Below are 16,461 nucleotides of genomic sequence, written 5' to 3'. Positions count from 1 at the left end.
TGAGCCCGCCTATTATACAGAGGCTAAACTCAATGTCAAACTTTATTTTTAATCTTTTTCTTTCCTTGGTGCCCAGGGGCAGAATCGAACTGCCGACACGAGGATTTTCAGTCCTCTGCTCTACCGACTGAGCTACCTAGGCGCACCGTGAAAGAGCGCGTATTAAACAGGATTCTTAATTTTGAGTCAAGCTTGTTTTGATCTTTTTTCTGCAGCGACTAATTTATTTATTTAAATCAAACTGATGGCTTTTGAAAAAATTCTGAAGCAAACCCCATCGCATACACTCGCCTGTGCACACGGGAATTCATTAGCGAATATTGACAATAGAGACAAACCACAACTACTTCACCTAACCCGTTTTTTTTGCTCTTATAAAATATCTTGCTATACCTTTCTTACTTAAAATTTCGGTGATGCTTAAGGAGGCTCCGGAGTGCCTGGCAAAGGCCTTGCCCGCATGGATGCTGGCATAGAGCTTACATGGATGCATTCACCCAACACCTAAATTCCATAGCCCATTGGCCATGATTAATAGCCTTAGATCATTTAGGGCTGGGTTCACGACGTCCTTTGACGGGCCCGGTGCAGAATTTTGAACTACGATGGGCATTATTCTTAGAAGGAGCCAAGCAACATCGCCTCAAATGCCGAGCAATACTTAACAGGCACAATCCATTTATACTTTATTATATGAATATCCAATTTTTAGCGCTTAAATCAAACCCGCAGGAACTCAATTAATTTATACTTTTGGATTGCGTCTATTGAAATTTCAATCGTGCAACCCATATTCTGTATTATATCCATGTCAACAATTCAGATTCTTTTCCTTATATGGAATAAGACAGGTAGAATTGTCATACTAACTCATTATTCAACCGGGAATTAGAAGTGAACTTCAGAGGAACAACCATTCTTTCCGTCCGACGCGGAGATAAAGTGGTCATTGGCGGTGACGGCCAGGTCACGCTTGGCAACACTGTTATGAAAGGCAACGCACGTAAAGTTCGGCGCTTATATCACGATAAAGTAATCGCTGGCTTCGCCGGCGCTACGGCCGATGCATTTACCTTGTTTGAGCATTTTGAAGGCAAGCTGGAAAAACATCGCGGCAATTTAACTCGCGCAGCCGTTGAAATGGCTAAAGATTGGCGCACCGATCGTGCTTTACGCAAGCTTGAGGCTTTACTTACTATTGCGGACGCGAAATCCTCTTTGATCATATCAGGAACCGGAGACGTCATTGAGCCGGAACATGAACTCATAGCTATCGGCTCTGGAGGGCCTTATGCACAATCAGCAGCCAGGGCTCTGTTAGAAAATACTCAACTTAGCGCGCGTGAAATCGTTGAACGCTCGCTAAATATCGCTGCAGACATATGCATTTATACAAACCATAACCTGCGCATTGAAGAACTCGACGCTGAACCCAAAGAGCCGACCGAATGAGCCAAATGACACCAAGAGAAATCGTCCACGAACTGGATAAACACATCATAGGACAAGCTAACGCCAAACGTGCTGTCGCAATCGCGTTACGTAATCGCTGGCGTCGTAGCCTCGTTAGCGGGATTCTACGCGATGAAATCACCCCAAAAAACATCTTGATGATTGGCCCTACCGGCGTCGGCAAAACTGAAATTGCCAGACGCTTAGCCAAACTAGCGAACGCGCCATTCATTAAAATAGAGGCTACTAAATTTACCGAAGTGGGCTATGTCGGCCGCGACGTTGAATCGATCATTCGCGATCTCGTCGATACCGCGGTAAAAATGACCCGCCAAGAAGAAATGGACAAGGTTCAAAACAGGGCGGCCGATGCTGCTGAAGAATCAGTACTCGACATCTTGCTTCCTAGCGCCAGCGGCGGCATGCTTTCCGAAACTGAGTCGTCCACGCGTCAAAAGATGCGCAAAAAACTACGCGAAGGCGAATTACACGATAAGGAAATTGAAATCGATGTCCGTGTTGCCCCGCTCGGCGTTGAAATCATGGCTCCTCCCGGCATGGAAGAAATGACGAGTCAATTACAAGGGATGTTTCAAAATCTCAGTAGCAGCCGAAAAAGTACTCGTAAAATGAAAATCAAGGATGCTTTGAAAGTACTGCAAGAAGAAGAAGCCGCCAAACTAGTCAACGAAGAAGATATCAAGCTACGCGCCGTTGAATCCGTGGAACAAAACGGCATCGTGTTCTTAGACGAAATCGATAAAATTTGCAAGCGATCCGAAATGGGTAGCGGTGGCGGTGAGGTTTCCCGAGAAGGCGTTCAACGCGACTTGTTACCACTGGTTGAAGGCAGTACGGTCAGCACCAAATATGGCACAATCAAAACCGATCATATTTTGTTCATTGCCTCAGGCGCCTTTCATTTGACCAAACCATCGGATCTCATTCCAGAATTGCAGGGCCGTTTTCCTATTCGAGTTGAACTTGACGCCCTAACCGCCGATGACTTTGTGCGAATTCTGACAGAACCGGACGCCTCATTGACTGAGCAATACCAAGCTTTATTAGCTACCGAGGGTGTATTGCTAAACTTTTCTCAAGAGGGCATTCAACGCATTGCCGAATTAGGCTGGCAAGTCAATGAAACAACGGAAAACATTGGTGCAAGAAGGTTGCATACCCTATTAGAGCGCTTACTGGAGGAAATATCCTTTAACGCACCTGACCTAAATGAACAATCGATTACAATTGACGCAGGCTACGTCGATGCCCATCTTGCCGAGTTAGCTCAAGATGAAGACTTAAGCCGATACATACTATAGGCGGGACCGTAAACTTATGCGCCTGACTGTACAAGAAATCGACACAACACCGACCGAAATCAAGTTACATCAGAATTCACGAATTTTGGAAATTAGTTTCGATGACGGACACACATTTTCTTTGCCTTATGAATATCTTCGCGTATACACGCCTTCGGCAGAAGCGATAGGTCATGGACCCGGCCAGGAGATATTACAAATAGGCAAGGAAAACGTCACCATCAACGAACTTAAACCGGTCGGCAATTACGCAATAACTCCGGTTTTTAGCGACGGTCATAAAACGGGCATTTACACTTGGCCATTACTTTATAAATTAGGCTTGGAATACAAGGAGCTATGGGCTGCGTACTTGGATAAACTGGAAGCGACTGGACAACCACGTCATCAGTAACCCAAAATCTCCCTCCGATATTATGCGAGCATTCTCGATGCCGAGACAGTTATGTGGCTTAATATTTTGCCGCCTTAAGCCCTTGTCTTCGGACCAACAACCTTGCTTTCGACTAAATTCGATCACTGATTAGCGCCTAACCGGAAAAAAACATGACTAACGAAAACACAACACATTTCGGCTTCAAACAAGTCGCTAAGGAAGAAAAAGTTCAAATGGTCCGGAGTGTCTTCGACTCCGTAGCCGGCAAATACGATATCATGAATGATTTAATGTCGTTCGGCATTCATCGCATTTGGAAACGCATCGCAGTACAACTCAGCAATGTCCGTAGCGGCGAAAGTGTACTTGACCTAGCCGGCGGCACCGGCGACCTAACAATGCTCTTCGAAAAACGCGTCGGCAAAAAAGGGCAAGTCGTCCTTGCAGACATCAACGCCGAAATGCTGCGTAATGGTCGCGATCGCCTGATTGACCACGGCATCATCGGCAATATTCGCTTCGCTCAGGTCAATGCGGAATGCCTACCTTTCGAGGACAACTCCTTCGACTGTGTTTGTATCGGCTTCGGGTTGCGCAATGTTACCGACAAAGACGCTGCATTAAGATCGATGTTTCGCGTGTTAAAGCCGGGTGGAAGGGTCATCGTGCTGGAATTTTCCCGCCCGACCGACAAATTGACCGAAAAGGTTTACGACTTTTATTCATTCAACTTGATGCCTAAAATCGGAAAGTTCGTCGCAAAGGACGAAGAGAGCTACCGGTATTTAGCCGAATCGATCCGCATGCATCCGAAACAAGACGACCTCAAAAAAATGATGGAAAATGCAGGACTTGAACGCTGTGAATATTTTAATTTAACGCAAGGCATCGTGGCAGTACATAGAGGCTATAAAATCTAATAATGCCGCCCCAATTTACCGACGACTCAATCATGACCGTAAAACCCCTACTGCTTAGCGTTTTCGAAACCGCCTTGAATCGCTTCGTCGCACTTGACCGCGATGCCAGTTATTTATTGGCCCCGTTAACCGGCAAAGTGATCCGCATTACCATCCGGCCGTTCAATGAAACCCTCTATCTTTGTCCTTCGGAAACCGTTATTCAAGTCTTAGATGACTACCCTGCCCCGGCCGATACTTTATTGACCGGCACGGCACTAGCATTCGGTGCAAAAGGCTTGGGAAACACATTATTCGACGACTCGATCGAAATCAGCGGCGATAGTGAAGTCGGGCATGCATTCATTAGGCTTTTCGAAAAAATAGATATCGACCTCGAAGAACCACTATCGCGTTATACCGGTGATATCATTGCACATCGCATAGGTAACTTTTTTCGTACCGGCCAACGCTGGGCCGGCGAAATGCTCGAAAGCTTCCGGCTCAACCTAACGGAATTTCTTCAGGAGGAAGTTCGAGACTTGCCCGCAAAACCAGAGGCCGATATTTTCTACCGTAAAACCGGCGACCTGCAAACCGATCTCAACCGATTACAAAACCGTCTCGAAAATCTTGAGAATACCTACACCACGCAGCCTTAACCCTATATTCAAACCAACCCTTTGACTCATCCACGACAATATTACGACAAGGTAACTCAGTGATCCGCCCAAAAATATTGCTGCGCCTGATTCACATCAACTGGGTCCTGGTCTTCCATGGCCTTGATGAAATTGTCCTCAAAACGCACTTATTTCGGCCAATTCGGTATTTAGCCTTCTTATCGCCTACCTTTTGGCTACGGCGCGGAACAGAAGCGCGCGGCGTCAGAATTCGTCGCGCACTCGAAGATTTAGGCCCCATCTATGTAAAATTCGGCCAAGCCTTATCCACCCGTAAGGATCTACTACCTGAAGATATCGCGGATGAACTGGTCAAGTTACAAGATAAAGTTCCTCCGTTTTCCAGTAGTATCGCCCGTGCGATTATCGAAAAAGAATTGGGAATACCGATCAGCGAGGCTTTCGCCGAATTCGAAGACGAGCCGCTAGCGTCGGCCTCGGTCGCACAAGTGCATACTGCGGTGTTAAATAACGGTGAACAGGTCATCGTTAAGGTATTACGACCCGACATCGAACAACGCATACAATCCGATGTAGGCTTGCTATACGAATTAGCTCGCTTTGCCGAACGTTTTTGGAGCGACGCCCGACGATTAAGGCCTCGGGAAGTTGTCATGGAATTCGAGAAATCGACACTAGATGAACTCGACTTAGTCAGAGAAGCCGCCAACGCCGCTAAATTGCGCCGTAATTTTGAAAACTCGGAAATGATTTATGTGCCGGAAGTCCATTGGCCGTTGACTCGACAAAAGGTCATGGTCATGGAACGCATCAAAGGTATACCGGTCGGCAACATAGAACAATTGCGAGCCGGCAACGCCGACTTCAAACTACTTGCCGAACGCGGCGTCGAAATTTTTTTCACGCAAGTCTTTCGCGATAATTTTTTTCATGCCGACATGCATCCCGGCAATATTTTCGTCGAACTCCCTGCCAAATACCTCGCTGTCGATTTCGGCATCGTCGGCACTTTGTCAGAATCCGATCAGCGTTACTTGGCCGAAAACTTTCTAGCCTTTTTCAATCGGGATTACCGCCGGGTTGCGCAAATGCATGTTGAATCCGGCTGGGTTCCCGGAACGACGCGTGTCGAAGACTTTGAATCGGCCATCCGAAGTGTTTGCGAACCGATTTTCGAAAAACCGCTCAAGGATATCTCTTTCGGACACTTATTGCTGCGTTTGTTTCAAACCGCCCGGCGCTTCGACATGCATGTTCAACCGCAACTGGTGCTACTGCAAAAAACCCTGCTTAATATTGAAGGACTTGGTCGCCAACTTTATCCTGAACTAGACTTATGGCAAACCGCGAAACCATTTCTGGAAAAATGGTTTCGCGAACGTCTAGGCCCGAAAGCCAAAATACAACAAGCCTTGCAACAGTTTCCCGAATTAGCGGAGCAATTCCCGGAAATCCCGGCATTGGTTATGAAGGCATTGAACGATGCAGGTCACGCCCGCGCGCAAATGGACCAACAAAACCGCGAATTGCATTTATTACGCAAACAAATCGAACGTAACCAAAACACCACTTTGACTTCGATTTTGATCGGCGCAGCAATGATAGGCGCCGCTATTTTGCTACAATAATACAACGTTAGATCACGCGGTTAACTCGCCACATTCATTAATTTTATACTCCCTTTATCCTAGAAAAAGCGTTTCGCCATGAAGATCATGAAGAATAAGCCTAAAAGGAGCAGTTGGCATGTGTTGTAGACCGTTCGTGCTGAGCTAAGTCGAAGCATGAAGGATCTATACCCCCGTAGATCAAAATTCGGCACCGGGGCAGCCCCACCAAAGGACGCCGTTGATATACCTTTCGCACTTCAAATTTCGGCAGTGCCTGAGGAGACGCCCGGGTGTGCGGCAAAGGCTTTGCCAGCATGGAGCTGGCATAGAGCCTACAGGGATGTATTCACGGCGTCCTTTGACGGACACCCTGGTGCCGAATTTTGATCTGCGATGGGTATACATCCAGCACCTAAATTCCATAGGTCATTCGCTATGATATGAAATCATCAATAATTTAGGCTCAGGCGCCCCCTTTAACGAGCTTACAGCGCATAAATTTGACTAGCTACATTTTAAACCCTATCTCAACTCACCATCAGGAGCCAAACATATGTCGATAAAAAAAATGGTCGATCTGGACTTATCAAATAAACGCGTATTGATTCGTGAAGACTTAAATGTCCCGATCAAAAATGGAAAAGTGGCTAGCGACATCCGCATACAAGCCAGCTTGCCCACTATTAAACACGCTTTATCAGCCGGCGCCGCAGTCATTCTGATGTCGCACTTAGGTCGTCCCGAAGAAGGCGTTTACAGCGAAGAAGCATCGATGAAACCGGTTGCCGAACATTTGCAAGGCTTACTAGGCAAACCCGTACGCTTAGAAAAAGACTGGATCGACGGTATTGAAATACAGCCAGGTGAAGTCGTTTTATGCGAAAACGTGCGCTTCAATAAAGGCGAAGGGAAAAATAGCGAAGAGCTCGGCAAAAAAATGGCTGCCCTATGCGATATTTTTGTAATGGACGCATTCGGCACCGCACATCGAGCCCAAGCATCCACACACAGCGTTGCGCAATTTGCACCGATCGCTTGCGCCGGCCCCTTATTAGCTAAAGAATTGGACGCCTTAGGCAAAGCATTGGAGAGCCCTGACCGGCCTCTGGTCGCAATCGTGGGCGGCTCGAAGGTTTCGACCAAGCTCACCGTACTCGAATCCCTATCGCAAAAAGTCGACCGGCTCATCGTCGGTGGCGGTATTGCCAATACCTTTATCGCTGCAGCCGGATTTCCGGTAGGCAAATCCCTCTATGAAGCCGATTTAATCGATGAAGCCAACCGATTGATGGATCAAGCCAAACGTAACGGAGCTGAAATCCCGGTTCCAGTCGATGTGGTTTGCGCAAAAGAGTTTTCGGAAAGCGCCGCCGCAACAGTCAAAAAAGTCGCCGATGTTCAAGACGACGATTTGATTATGGATATCGGTCCTGAAACTGCGGCGCTTTATGCCGACATTCTAAAATCTGCGGGCACGATCGTGTGGAACGGGCCGGTCGGAGTTTTCGAATTCGATCAATTCGGTGGCGGCACCGAATCCCTATCCCAAGCGATTGCCGACAGCAGTGGCTTTTCAATTGCCGGCGGTGGTGATACGCTAGCAGCCATCGACAAATATGGAATCGAAGAAAAAGTATCCTATGCTTCAACCGGCGGCGGCGCGTTTCTTGAATTTTTGGAGGGCAAAGAATTACCGGCCGTAGCCGTTTTAAAACAACGCGCTTGAGAAACTCTATATCGACTGATTACACGCCAAGGCAAAACAACTCTGGTGAAAAGTTTATCGCATCTTCGCGATTATCGCCTATTTAAACTTAACACCACTGTCTCAGCCTCTCGCGACTGTTACAAACCGTTCGTAATTTGAACCGCAAAAGAGTTATCAGAGTCTTTTATTGAAACGCTGATTTAATCAGCGTTTCCTTTTATAATAGATGCCCTTTTCATCCGGCCTAAAGGCCGGTATTTATTGTTTCACAGGATTACCATGGCCAGAGTTACTATTGAAGACTGCCTTGAGCACGTCGAAAACCGTTTTAAACTGGTGTTGTTAGCCAGTAAACGCGCCCGCCAATTGAGCAAGGGCGCGGAAGAATTTATCCCGCGCGGAAAAGACAAGGACACCGTACTCGCCTTGCGCGAAATTGCTGCGGGACATGTCAATGCCGACAACATCAATCTGCTGCATCGAACCGGCGACGATACCGAAGCCGATTTAACACTCTAATAAAGCCATGTTACAGCTAGCTGACAGTCTCGAACTCGAACGTCCTCAGGATAAACTGATCCGGCGTTTATGCTCGACTCTGGAAAGCTATATGGACCAAGCCCAAATCAACGATATCTGCAGGGCCTATCAGTATGGTGCGGAGGCGCATTCAGGCCAGTTCAGAAAGAGCGGAGAAGCTTACATTTGCCATCCTATCGCCGTGGCCATCAGCCTGGCGGAAATGCGCATGGATGCGAAAGGGATCATGGCTGCGCTACTGCATGATGTCATCGAAGACACGCACGCCAGCAAGGATGACCTCGGCCGCTTGTTTAGCATGGAAGTGGCCGAACTCGTCGACGGCGTTACAAAGCTGAGCAAAATCGACAGCAAATCGCGCGCCGAAGCCCAGGCTGAAAATGTCCGAAAAATGTTTTTGGCCATGACCAAGGATTTGCGTGTCATCATGGTCAAACTAGCCGATCGTCTGCATAACATGCAAACCTTAGGCTCGATGCCACCCGAAAAAAAACGCCGAATCGCTCGAGAAACACTGGATATTTATGCTCCCATCGCCAATCGACTGGGCATGAATCATATCCGCCATCAATTGGAATCCCTCGGTTTTAAAGCCTTATACCCCGGCCGCCATGCAGTCCTAAAAAACGCCGTCAAAAAAGCTCGAGGGAATCGAAGAGAAATCGTCGAAATCATCCAAAATTCGATTAAAAACCGCCTACGCGAAGCCGGCTTGGAATGCGAAGTCGAAGGACGTGAAAAAAATCTTTATAGCATTTATCAAAAAATGCTCAACAAAAAGATATCCTTTGCCGACGTATTCGACGTTTATGCCTTTAGAATTCTTTGCGATCAACCCGACACCTGCTATCGCGCACTGGGCGTCGTCCATAATCTCTATAACCCGGTCCCAGGACGATTCAAGGATTATATCGCATTGTCCAAGGCCAACGGTTATCAGTCCCTGCATACGATATTAATCGGCCCTTACGGCGTCCCGATTGAAATTCAAATCAGAACCCATGAAATGCACCGAATGTCGGAATCGGGCATTGCCGCACATTGGCTTTATAAATCCGATAGCGATAAGGCGGAAAGCGACAAAACCGAGCATGCCCAAGCCCGAGCCAATGAATGGCTGCGTGAATTACTGGAGATTCACAAATCGGCCGGCAACTCCATGGAGTTTATCGATAATCTTAAAATCGATCTCTACCCCCAAGAAGTCTTCGTATTCACGCCTCAAGGCGGCATTATCAAATTGCCACGCGGAGCAACGATCGTCGACTTCGCTTATGCGGTTCATACCGATATCGGCAATTCCTGCGTCTCGGCTCGGGTCGATAAACAACTGGTGCCGTTACAAACGCAACTCGAAAACGGCTTAACCGTCGAAGTCATCACCACATCTTGGGCCCGCCCCAATCCGCTCTGGCTAAACTATGTCGTCACCGCGAAGGCCCGCAGCAGCATCCGCGCCTATCTGAAGAACTTTAAACAACAGGAAGCGATCAACCTCGGACGCCGCCTCCTGGAAAAAGAATTGCAAGGTATGAACTTACAATTGGACACCATTCCATCGGAGCGCGTGAACAAACTTTTGGAGGTATTGTCGGTCAACTCCATGGATGCCTTACTCGAGGACATAGGACTCGGTAATAAAATGCCGTTTTTGGTCGCCAAACGCTTGAGCCAAGACGACATCTCGTCGACGGTTAGACTCGACGATAACGAACAAGGCGTCAACAGCCCGCTAATTATCAAAGGCACGGAAGGCATGGTCGTCACACTGGCCAAATGTTGCCGCCCGATACCGGGCGATTCGATCGTCGGTTTTTTCAACCCCGGACGCGGTATCGTCGTTCATCATCATGAATGCAGAAACAGCAGCGATTCGAGAAAAAAACAAACCGGTTGGCTGGATGTCGAATGGAGCAAGGATACCAGTGGAGAATTTCCGGCTGAAATTCGCATTGAGCTACTCAATCAACGAGGCACACTCGCGACTATCGCCGCAACCATCTCAGAAATGGACTCGAATATCGAAAACGTCACGGTAGTCGATCAGGACGACCGAGTCTCGGTAGATTTGATCACACTCACCGTTAAAGACCGAGTCCATTTAGCCAATATTATGCGCCGCCTGAAAAAATTGACGATTGTTTTAAAGATTACGCGAGTCAAGGCCTAGATAAATACTCTTAAATCAAAATTATCACTCTGCTCATGAATAAAGAAATCATCCATACCCCGGACGCGCCACAAGCCATCGGCACTTATTCGCAAGCCGTTAAAGTCGACAATACCGTTTACTTATCTGGTCAAATCCCCTTGAACCCTAAAACCATGGACGTTGTCTCGGAAGACATTCGTAGCCAGATCACCCAAGTGTTCCATAACTTGAACGCGGTCGCGATAGCAGCCGGCGGCGACTTAACGGACATCGTCAAATTGAATGTCTATTTAACCGACCTCACCAACTTCCCTATCGTCAACGAAGTCATGGGTGAATTCATCAGCGAACCCTTCCCGGCCCGTGCTGCGATCGGAGTCGCTGCATTACCGAAAGGTGTTGGCGTAGAAATTGACGCGGTCATGCATTTACGCAACGAACTCTATCCGGCATAAAGCCAACACTCTACGATGGACCGTAACGATCCACTTGATCAATCGGTCGCTTCATTGGGCGGCATCGGCAAACAAACGGCAAGCAAGCTAGAAAAGCTGGGCATCCGAAGCTGTCAAGACCTGATTTTCCACCTCCCACACCGCTATGAGGATAGAACTCGCATCCAAGCGATAGGCACTCTAAAACCGGGGATGACTGCCTTGATCAAAGGAAAAGTCGAATTAACCGACACGCTGTTGCGAGGCCGTAAAAGCCTGATCTGCCGAATCGGCGACGGCACCGGGTTTATTAGTCTACGTTTTTTTCATTTTAGCGCCGCGCAATTGACGCAGCTGAGCCCTGGAACCTACCTCAGTTGTTTCGCGGAAGTCCGTCACGGCTATGCGGGCTTGGAAATGATCCATCCCGACTACAAAATCCTCAACAACCCCGAACAAACAGTCACCGAAGACACCTTGACGCCTGTTTATCCGCTGACCGAAGGTTTAAGCCAATCCTTACTTAGAAAAGCAATCAAACAAACGTTAAACCTGCATCTTAAACACTTGATCGATTGGTTACCGAAATCGCTTTTACAGCGTTTCAATTATCCTACGCTAATAGAAGCCATCAACTTCCTGCATGCCCCAAGCGAACGGATAACTGCCGAGACATTACTCCAAAACGATAATCCGGCGCGAAAACGTTTAGCCTTTGAAGAACTGTTAAGTCACCACCTCAGCTTGAGAGTCGTCCGTGAGCAAGCCCGCGAACAGCCCGCCTCTCCTTTTACTATTGACGAAACTACCCGTCGGCATTTTCTAAAATCGCTGCCGTTCCAACTAACCGGTGCGCAACAACGCGTCATCACTGAAATCGAAGCCGATTGCAGTCAACAACAACCTATGTTACGCCTGGTACAGGGCGATGTCGGCTCCGGCAAAACCGTCGTTTCGGCATACGCCGCCTTATTAGCCTTGGCAACGGGATATCAAGTCGCGGTCATGGCGCCGACCGAATTGCTGGCCGAACAGCATTTTCGAAATTTTAACGCCTGGTTCGACAGCTTTCAGACTCAAATCATCTTCTTGACCGGGCAAATCAAAGGCAATACCCGAAAAGCCGCGCTCGAAACGCTTGAAGACGGCTCTGCCGGCATCGTGATAGGCACGCACGCCCTGTTTCAAGAATCCGTCACCTTTAAAAAACTGGGGTTGATCGTCATCGACGAACAGCACCGCTTCGGCGTGCATCAACGCATGGCGCTCAGAGACAAAGGCCGTAACGCCGGCATTCGCCCGCATCAACTGGTCATGACCGCCACACCGATCCCGCGAACCCTAGCTATGCTACAATACTCGGACCTGGATATATCGGTCATCGACGAATTACCGCCCGGCAGAAAGCCTATCGTCACTAGCGTCATTCCCTCCGAACGCCGCGAAGAGGTCATTGCCCGTATCGGTAACTGGATCGCTCAAAAACGGCAAGCCTACTGGGTCTGCACCTTGATCGAGGAATCCGAGGCCTTACAATGCGAAGCCGCCGAAAAAACCGCTGAACTACTCACCCAAGTATTACCGAACATTCGTATTGGACTGGTACACGGACGCATGAAAGCCGCCGACAAGGATGCCGTGATGCAAGACTTTAAGAACCACCGAATCGATCTTTTAGTCGCGACCACCGTCATCGAAGTTGGCGTGGATGTTCCCAACGCCGGACTCATGATCATCGAAAATCCGGAACGCTTGGGTCTATCCCAACTTCACCAGCTGCGAGGACGGGTAGGCCGGGGCAAAGACGATAGTTATTGTTTGCTACTCTATCAATCCCCTCTCTCCGACACGGCGAAACACCGGCTCGGTATTCTAAGAGACACAAACGACGGCTTTGTGATTGCCGAAAAAGACCTGGAACTACGCGGACCGGGCGAAGTCATGGGTACCCGGCAAACCGGACAAATGCAATTTAAAATCGCCGATTTGGATCGAGACACGGACCTACTGGATAATATCCCAACGATTGCCGAATCGCTGCTACACCATTCCCCCGATGCCGTTCAACCGTTAATCAAGCGCTGGCTCGGAGAAACCGTCAATTACGCCGAGGTATGATACGCTTGCCGATTAAAAGCCTTTTATTAGCACAAGAACCGAACTGGATCGTCAGTCGCCCCGGAGAACACCGTACGATTTCGCAGTCAGCGCAATCCTGGATCTACGAGCCCGGATCGATCACGCAACGATTGCGCAGCTACTACGGCGATGGCGTCAAAGTAAAAATACTGCTCAATTGTCGGCGCCTGCCTTTTTTAGGCGAACGCAAACGGCTCAAACTCAATCAGGGACGCTACACCTTAACCCGCGAGGTGTTATTGCATGCCGACGGCAAGCCGCTAGTCTTGGCTCGCACGTTGATTCCGGAAAAAACAATCAAAGCCGCTCGGCGCAACCTAGCCCACCTTGGCACTAAACCGCTGGGGGAAGTGATTTTTTCTTATCCTAAGTTAGCCAGACTGGAAATGGATTTCGCGCTTATCGACTTGCCGCTTTGGACGCCCTTTGCCGTCAACGAAGCCCATATCGAACAACCGCTCTGGGCAAGAAGAACCGTATACGCCATCCGCCATAAACCGCTACTGGTTAACGAGTTCTTTTTACCGGAAGTTTTAAACTTGCTTTAAATCGAATTAGGCGCCGACGGATGCTGCAAGAACCTTTACCGCCAAGCGCCGAATATGAAACGTGAGCAGTAGGACTACTCCCTTTATAGTCAAAAAATAGCAACTTTATGAAGGTATGGGATGCGGCTAGCGAGGATGTCGGCAGCAGGGCAGATTTTTGCTCCATGCAAAATCTGCATTCACACCTTCCATGGCGTTTGCAGATTTTTGCTCCATGCAAAATCTGCATTCACACCTTCCATGGCGTTTGCAGATTTTTGCTCCTCGGCAATTGCTCCTGCATTGCCCTAATACGCGCCATCCCTAGCGTTCGATTGCTGCCGTTAAGCCCCCCATGGATGGGTTCACGCCGGTCCTCGATAGACACATCCCATACCTTTTATTCTTAGACGGTTTTTCGATCAAAAGGGAGTAGTTAGCGCTTACCGAATAGATTAGGGCTTTTCGGTTGAGCTTTTTTTTGCAGACAATGGTATGCGGCGCTTTCAAATTTAATCCTAAGCGACTGCGTATTTTTATTTTCTTTGACGAACAGCTCGGCTTCCTTGGCCGTCAAATCCTTGAGCAGATAGGTCGCGATACACATGCAAGGTTCGGCAAAACGTTTTCTGTCGAGTTCTTTATTGACTGAATTCTTAACTTCCCTTTCCACACATTGATCGGCAAATTCGTGTTCGAATTGATGCTTGACTAAATCGCTGACTTCGCTCCCGTGAGCGTGATCATACTTAACATGAGCTTTGCTTTTAACAGGCTCCGAAGATCTCGAAGACGACTTATCGTCCGAGCATCCGGCGATCAAAAAAAAGCCCATCAACAAGACGCCCCACACTAGACTAATATTTTTTATATAATGCATTGTTTTGATAATAGTTTTAAAGTTTAGATACTTAAGGCCAAACGAAACAATAATATGATGATTTCATGTCTTTGTATACCCTAGTACAATACGAGTCGAAACCATCAGTCCTTTACAAGTATATATTTCGCACTTCAAATTTCGGCATTGTCGGAGGAGGCCTTGGGGTGCTCGGTAAAGGCTTTGCCAGCATGGAGCAGGCATAGAGCCTACATGGACGTATTTACCAAGCACCTAAATTCCATAACCCATTGGCCATGGTTATTTGTCTTGGATAATTCATCCAGCACCTAAATAAGCCATGATTTTGAATCATTGCCAAAGACCTATGGAATTTAGGTGCTGGGTTTACGGCGTCCTTTGACGGGTACCCCAAGGCCGAATTTTCATCTACGATGGTTATACTTTGACCCGCTCTAATTAAAAAAAAATCATGACCCATTCAAACGATCTATTCTCCGCAGCAAAACAAGTCATTCCCGGCGGCGTCAATTCGCCGGTTAGATCATTCGGCGGCGTCGGAGGCACTCCGGTTTTCATCGACCATGCTTCCGGCCCTTATGTTTTCGATAGCGAAAACAAGCGTTACATCGATTATGTCGGTTCCTGGGGACCAATGATTTTAGGACACGCCCATCCTGAAGTAATCGCTGCCGTCACTGAAACCGCCCAAAAAGGCCTTAGCTTCGGTGCGCCGACCGAAATTGAAACCCGCATTGCTCAAACCGTCTGCGAACTGATGCCGTCGATCGAGTTGGTCAGAATGGTCAGTTCCGGCACGGAAGCGACAATGAGCGCGATTCGCTTAGCCCGCGGCTTCACCGGACGCGATAAAATCGTCAAATTCGAAGGTTGTTATCATGGCCATTCCGACTCGCTTCTAGTCAAGGCCGGCTCGGGCGCACTAACATTCGGCGTGCCGAGTTCGCCGGGCGTTCCTGCGGCTCTGGCGGAAAATACGATCACGTTAACCTACAACGATAACGAATCTGTCGTCGAGTTATTCAAACAAATCGGCGACAGCATCGCTTGTATCATAGTCGAACCGGTGGCCGGTAACATGAATTGCATCCCGCCGGTTTCCGGGTTTCTCGAAACGCTGCGCCAAGTCTGCGACGAATCCGGAGCGCTGTTGATTTTCGACGAAGTGATGACCGGCTTTCGTGTAGGATTACATGGCGCACAAGGGGTTTACAACATCACGCCCGACCTGACCACGCTCGGTAAAGTCATCGGCGGCGGCATGCCGGTCGGCGCTTTCGGCGGCAAACGACAAGTCATGGAATATCTCGCACCGATCGGACCGGTTTACCAAGCCGGTACACTCTCAGGCAACCCTGTCGCCATGGCCGCGGGATTGAAAACACTCGAACTGATTGCGAAACCGGACTTCTACGAAGCTTTAACCGAGAAAACGGCCAGCTTCGTCAATGGCATGAAAGACCGCGCCAGCCAAGCAGGGATACCCCTTTCAAGCAATGTCGTCGGTGGCATGTTCGGCTTGTTTTTTAGCGAAGACAAGCAAATCACTTCTTTCGCACAAGTTGCTCAATGCGATCAAGACCGTTTCAAACGCTTTTTCCACTCAATGCTCGACAATGGTGTTTATCTGGCTCCGTCGGCCTTCGAAGCCGGTTTCGTTTCAGCCGCGCATAGTAACGAGATCATCGATGAAACGCTGGATATCGCGGCAAAAGTGTTCAAGACTTTATAAACACGCGGATTATACTCATATATGGACTCCTCGTTTATTGCAAGCCAAGTTTTCAAAAATTGAT

Annotated in this window: 14 protein-coding genes and 1 tRNA gene; 13 read left to right on the top strand and 2 right to left on the bottom strand. The window is 48.4% G+C overall.

The window, feature by feature from the left end:
* Positions 1–66 precede the first annotated feature (66 nt).
* Positions 67–142: transfer RNA gene (locus ACRJJO_RS20505), tRNA-Phe, on the bottom strand.
* Positions 143–894: 752 nt separating this feature from the next.
* Here ACRJJO_RS20505 and hslV point away from each other — a divergent pair.
* From hslV to ACRJJO_RS20445, 12 genes are all read left to right on the top strand, one after another.
* Entirely contained in the window at positions 895–1,452 is a 558-nt protein-coding gene (gene hslV, locus ACRJJO_RS20500) for an ATP-dependent protease subunit HslV (protein ID WP_404361485.1), read from the top strand.
* Complete coding sequence (hslU, locus tag ACRJJO_RS20495) at positions 1,449–2,774, top strand: ATP-dependent protease ATPase subunit HslU (protein WP_431067435.1); 1,326 nt, start codon at positions 1,449–1,451, stop codon at positions 2,772–2,774. Before hslV ends, hslU begins: the two co-directional genes overlap by 4 nt.
* A 16-nt stretch (positions 2,775–2,790) precedes the next feature.
* Positions 2,791–3,168: a gamma-butyrobetaine hydroxylase-like domain-containing protein gene (locus ACRJJO_RS20490; RefSeq protein ID WP_431067434.1), complete on the top strand. Its 378-nt coding sequence runs from the start codon at positions 2,791–2,793 to the stop codon at positions 3,166–3,168.
* A gap of 152 nt (positions 3,169–3,320) precedes the next feature.
* On the top strand, positions 3,321–4,070 hold the full coding sequence (gene ubiE / locus ACRJJO_RS20485) for a bifunctional demethylmenaquinone methyltransferase/2-methoxy-6-polyprenyl-1,4-benzoquinol methylase UbiE (RefSeq protein ID WP_431067433.1): 750 nt from the start codon (positions 3,321–3,323) through the stop codon (positions 4,068–4,070).
* A 32-nt stretch (positions 4,071–4,102) separates the two neighbouring features.
* On the top strand, positions 4,103–4,711 hold the full coding sequence (locus ACRJJO_RS20480; RefSeq protein ID WP_431067432.1) for a ubiquinone biosynthesis accessory factor UbiJ: 609 nt from the start codon (positions 4,103–4,105) through the stop codon (positions 4,709–4,711).
* A gap of 59 nt (positions 4,712–4,770) precedes the next feature.
* Positions 4,771–6,321 carry a ubiquinone biosynthesis regulatory protein kinase UbiB gene (ubiB, locus tag ACRJJO_RS20475; protein WP_431067431.1) on the top strand — a complete coding sequence of 517 codons (1,551 nt, stop codon included), beginning with the start codon at positions 4,771–4,773 and terminating at the stop codon, positions 6,319–6,321.
* Between the two features lie 535 nt (positions 6,322–6,856).
* Positions 6,857–8,029, top strand: coding sequence for a phosphoglycerate kinase (locus tag ACRJJO_RS20470; RefSeq protein ID WP_404357935.1), 1,173 nt, complete (start codon positions 6,857–6,859; stop codon positions 8,027–8,029).
* A gap of 261 nt (positions 8,030–8,290) precedes the next feature.
* Positions 8,291–8,530 (top strand): DNA-directed RNA polymerase subunit omega, encoded by a 240-nt coding sequence (gene rpoZ / locus ACRJJO_RS20465; protein ID WP_014149963.1) that lies wholly within the window; start codon positions 8,291–8,293, stop codon positions 8,528–8,530.
* Positions 8,531–8,537: 7 nt separating this feature from the next.
* Positions 8,538–10,721 (top strand): RelA/SpoT family protein, encoded by a 2,184-nt coding sequence (locus ACRJJO_RS20460; RefSeq protein ID WP_431067430.1) that lies wholly within the window; start codon positions 8,538–8,540, stop codon positions 10,719–10,721.
* A 35-nt stretch (positions 10,722–10,756) separates the two neighbouring features.
* A complete protein-coding gene (locus ACRJJO_RS20455; protein WP_431067429.1) occupies positions 10,757–11,158 on the top strand; it encodes a RidA family protein in 402 nt (133 codons plus the stop codon).
* Between the two features lie 15 nt (positions 11,159–11,173).
* Positions 11,174–13,255 carry an ATP-dependent DNA helicase RecG gene (recG, locus tag ACRJJO_RS20450; protein ID WP_431067428.1) on the top strand — a complete coding sequence of 694 codons (2,082 nt, stop codon included), beginning with the start codon at positions 11,174–11,176 and terminating at the stop codon, positions 13,253–13,255.
* Positions 13,252–13,824: a chorismate--pyruvate lyase family protein gene (locus ACRJJO_RS20445; RefSeq protein WP_431067427.1), complete on the top strand. Its 573-nt coding sequence runs from the start codon at positions 13,252–13,254 to the stop codon at positions 13,822–13,824. Before recG ends, ACRJJO_RS20445 begins: the two co-directional genes overlap by 4 nt.
* A gap of 415 nt (positions 13,825–14,239) precedes the next feature.
* On the opposite strand, the gene ACRJJO_RS20440 is transcribed toward ACRJJO_RS20445, so the two are convergent.
* Positions 14,240–14,683, bottom strand: a complete 444-nt coding sequence (locus ACRJJO_RS20440; protein ID WP_431067426.1) for a hypothetical protein — start codon at positions 14,681–14,683, stop codon at positions 14,240–14,242.
* Between the two features lie 433 nt (positions 14,684–15,116).
* Between ACRJJO_RS20440 and hemL the strand changes: the two genes are divergently transcribed.
* The gene (hemL, locus tag ACRJJO_RS20435; protein WP_431067425.1) at positions 15,117–16,397 is read left to right on the top strand and encodes a glutamate-1-semialdehyde 2,1-aminomutase; all 1,281 of its coding nucleotides are present in this window, start codon (positions 15,117–15,119) and stop codon (positions 16,395–16,397) included.
* Positions 16,398–16,461: the final 64 nt, after the last annotated feature.

The organism is Methylotuvimicrobium sp., assembly GCF_050611805.1.
GTDB lineage: Bacteria > Pseudomonadota > Gammaproteobacteria > Methylococcales > Methylomonadaceae > Methylotuvimicrobium.
The sequence above is the reverse complement of the archived record's forward strand: the minus strand, read 5'-3'. Positions and strand labels throughout refer to the sequence as shown.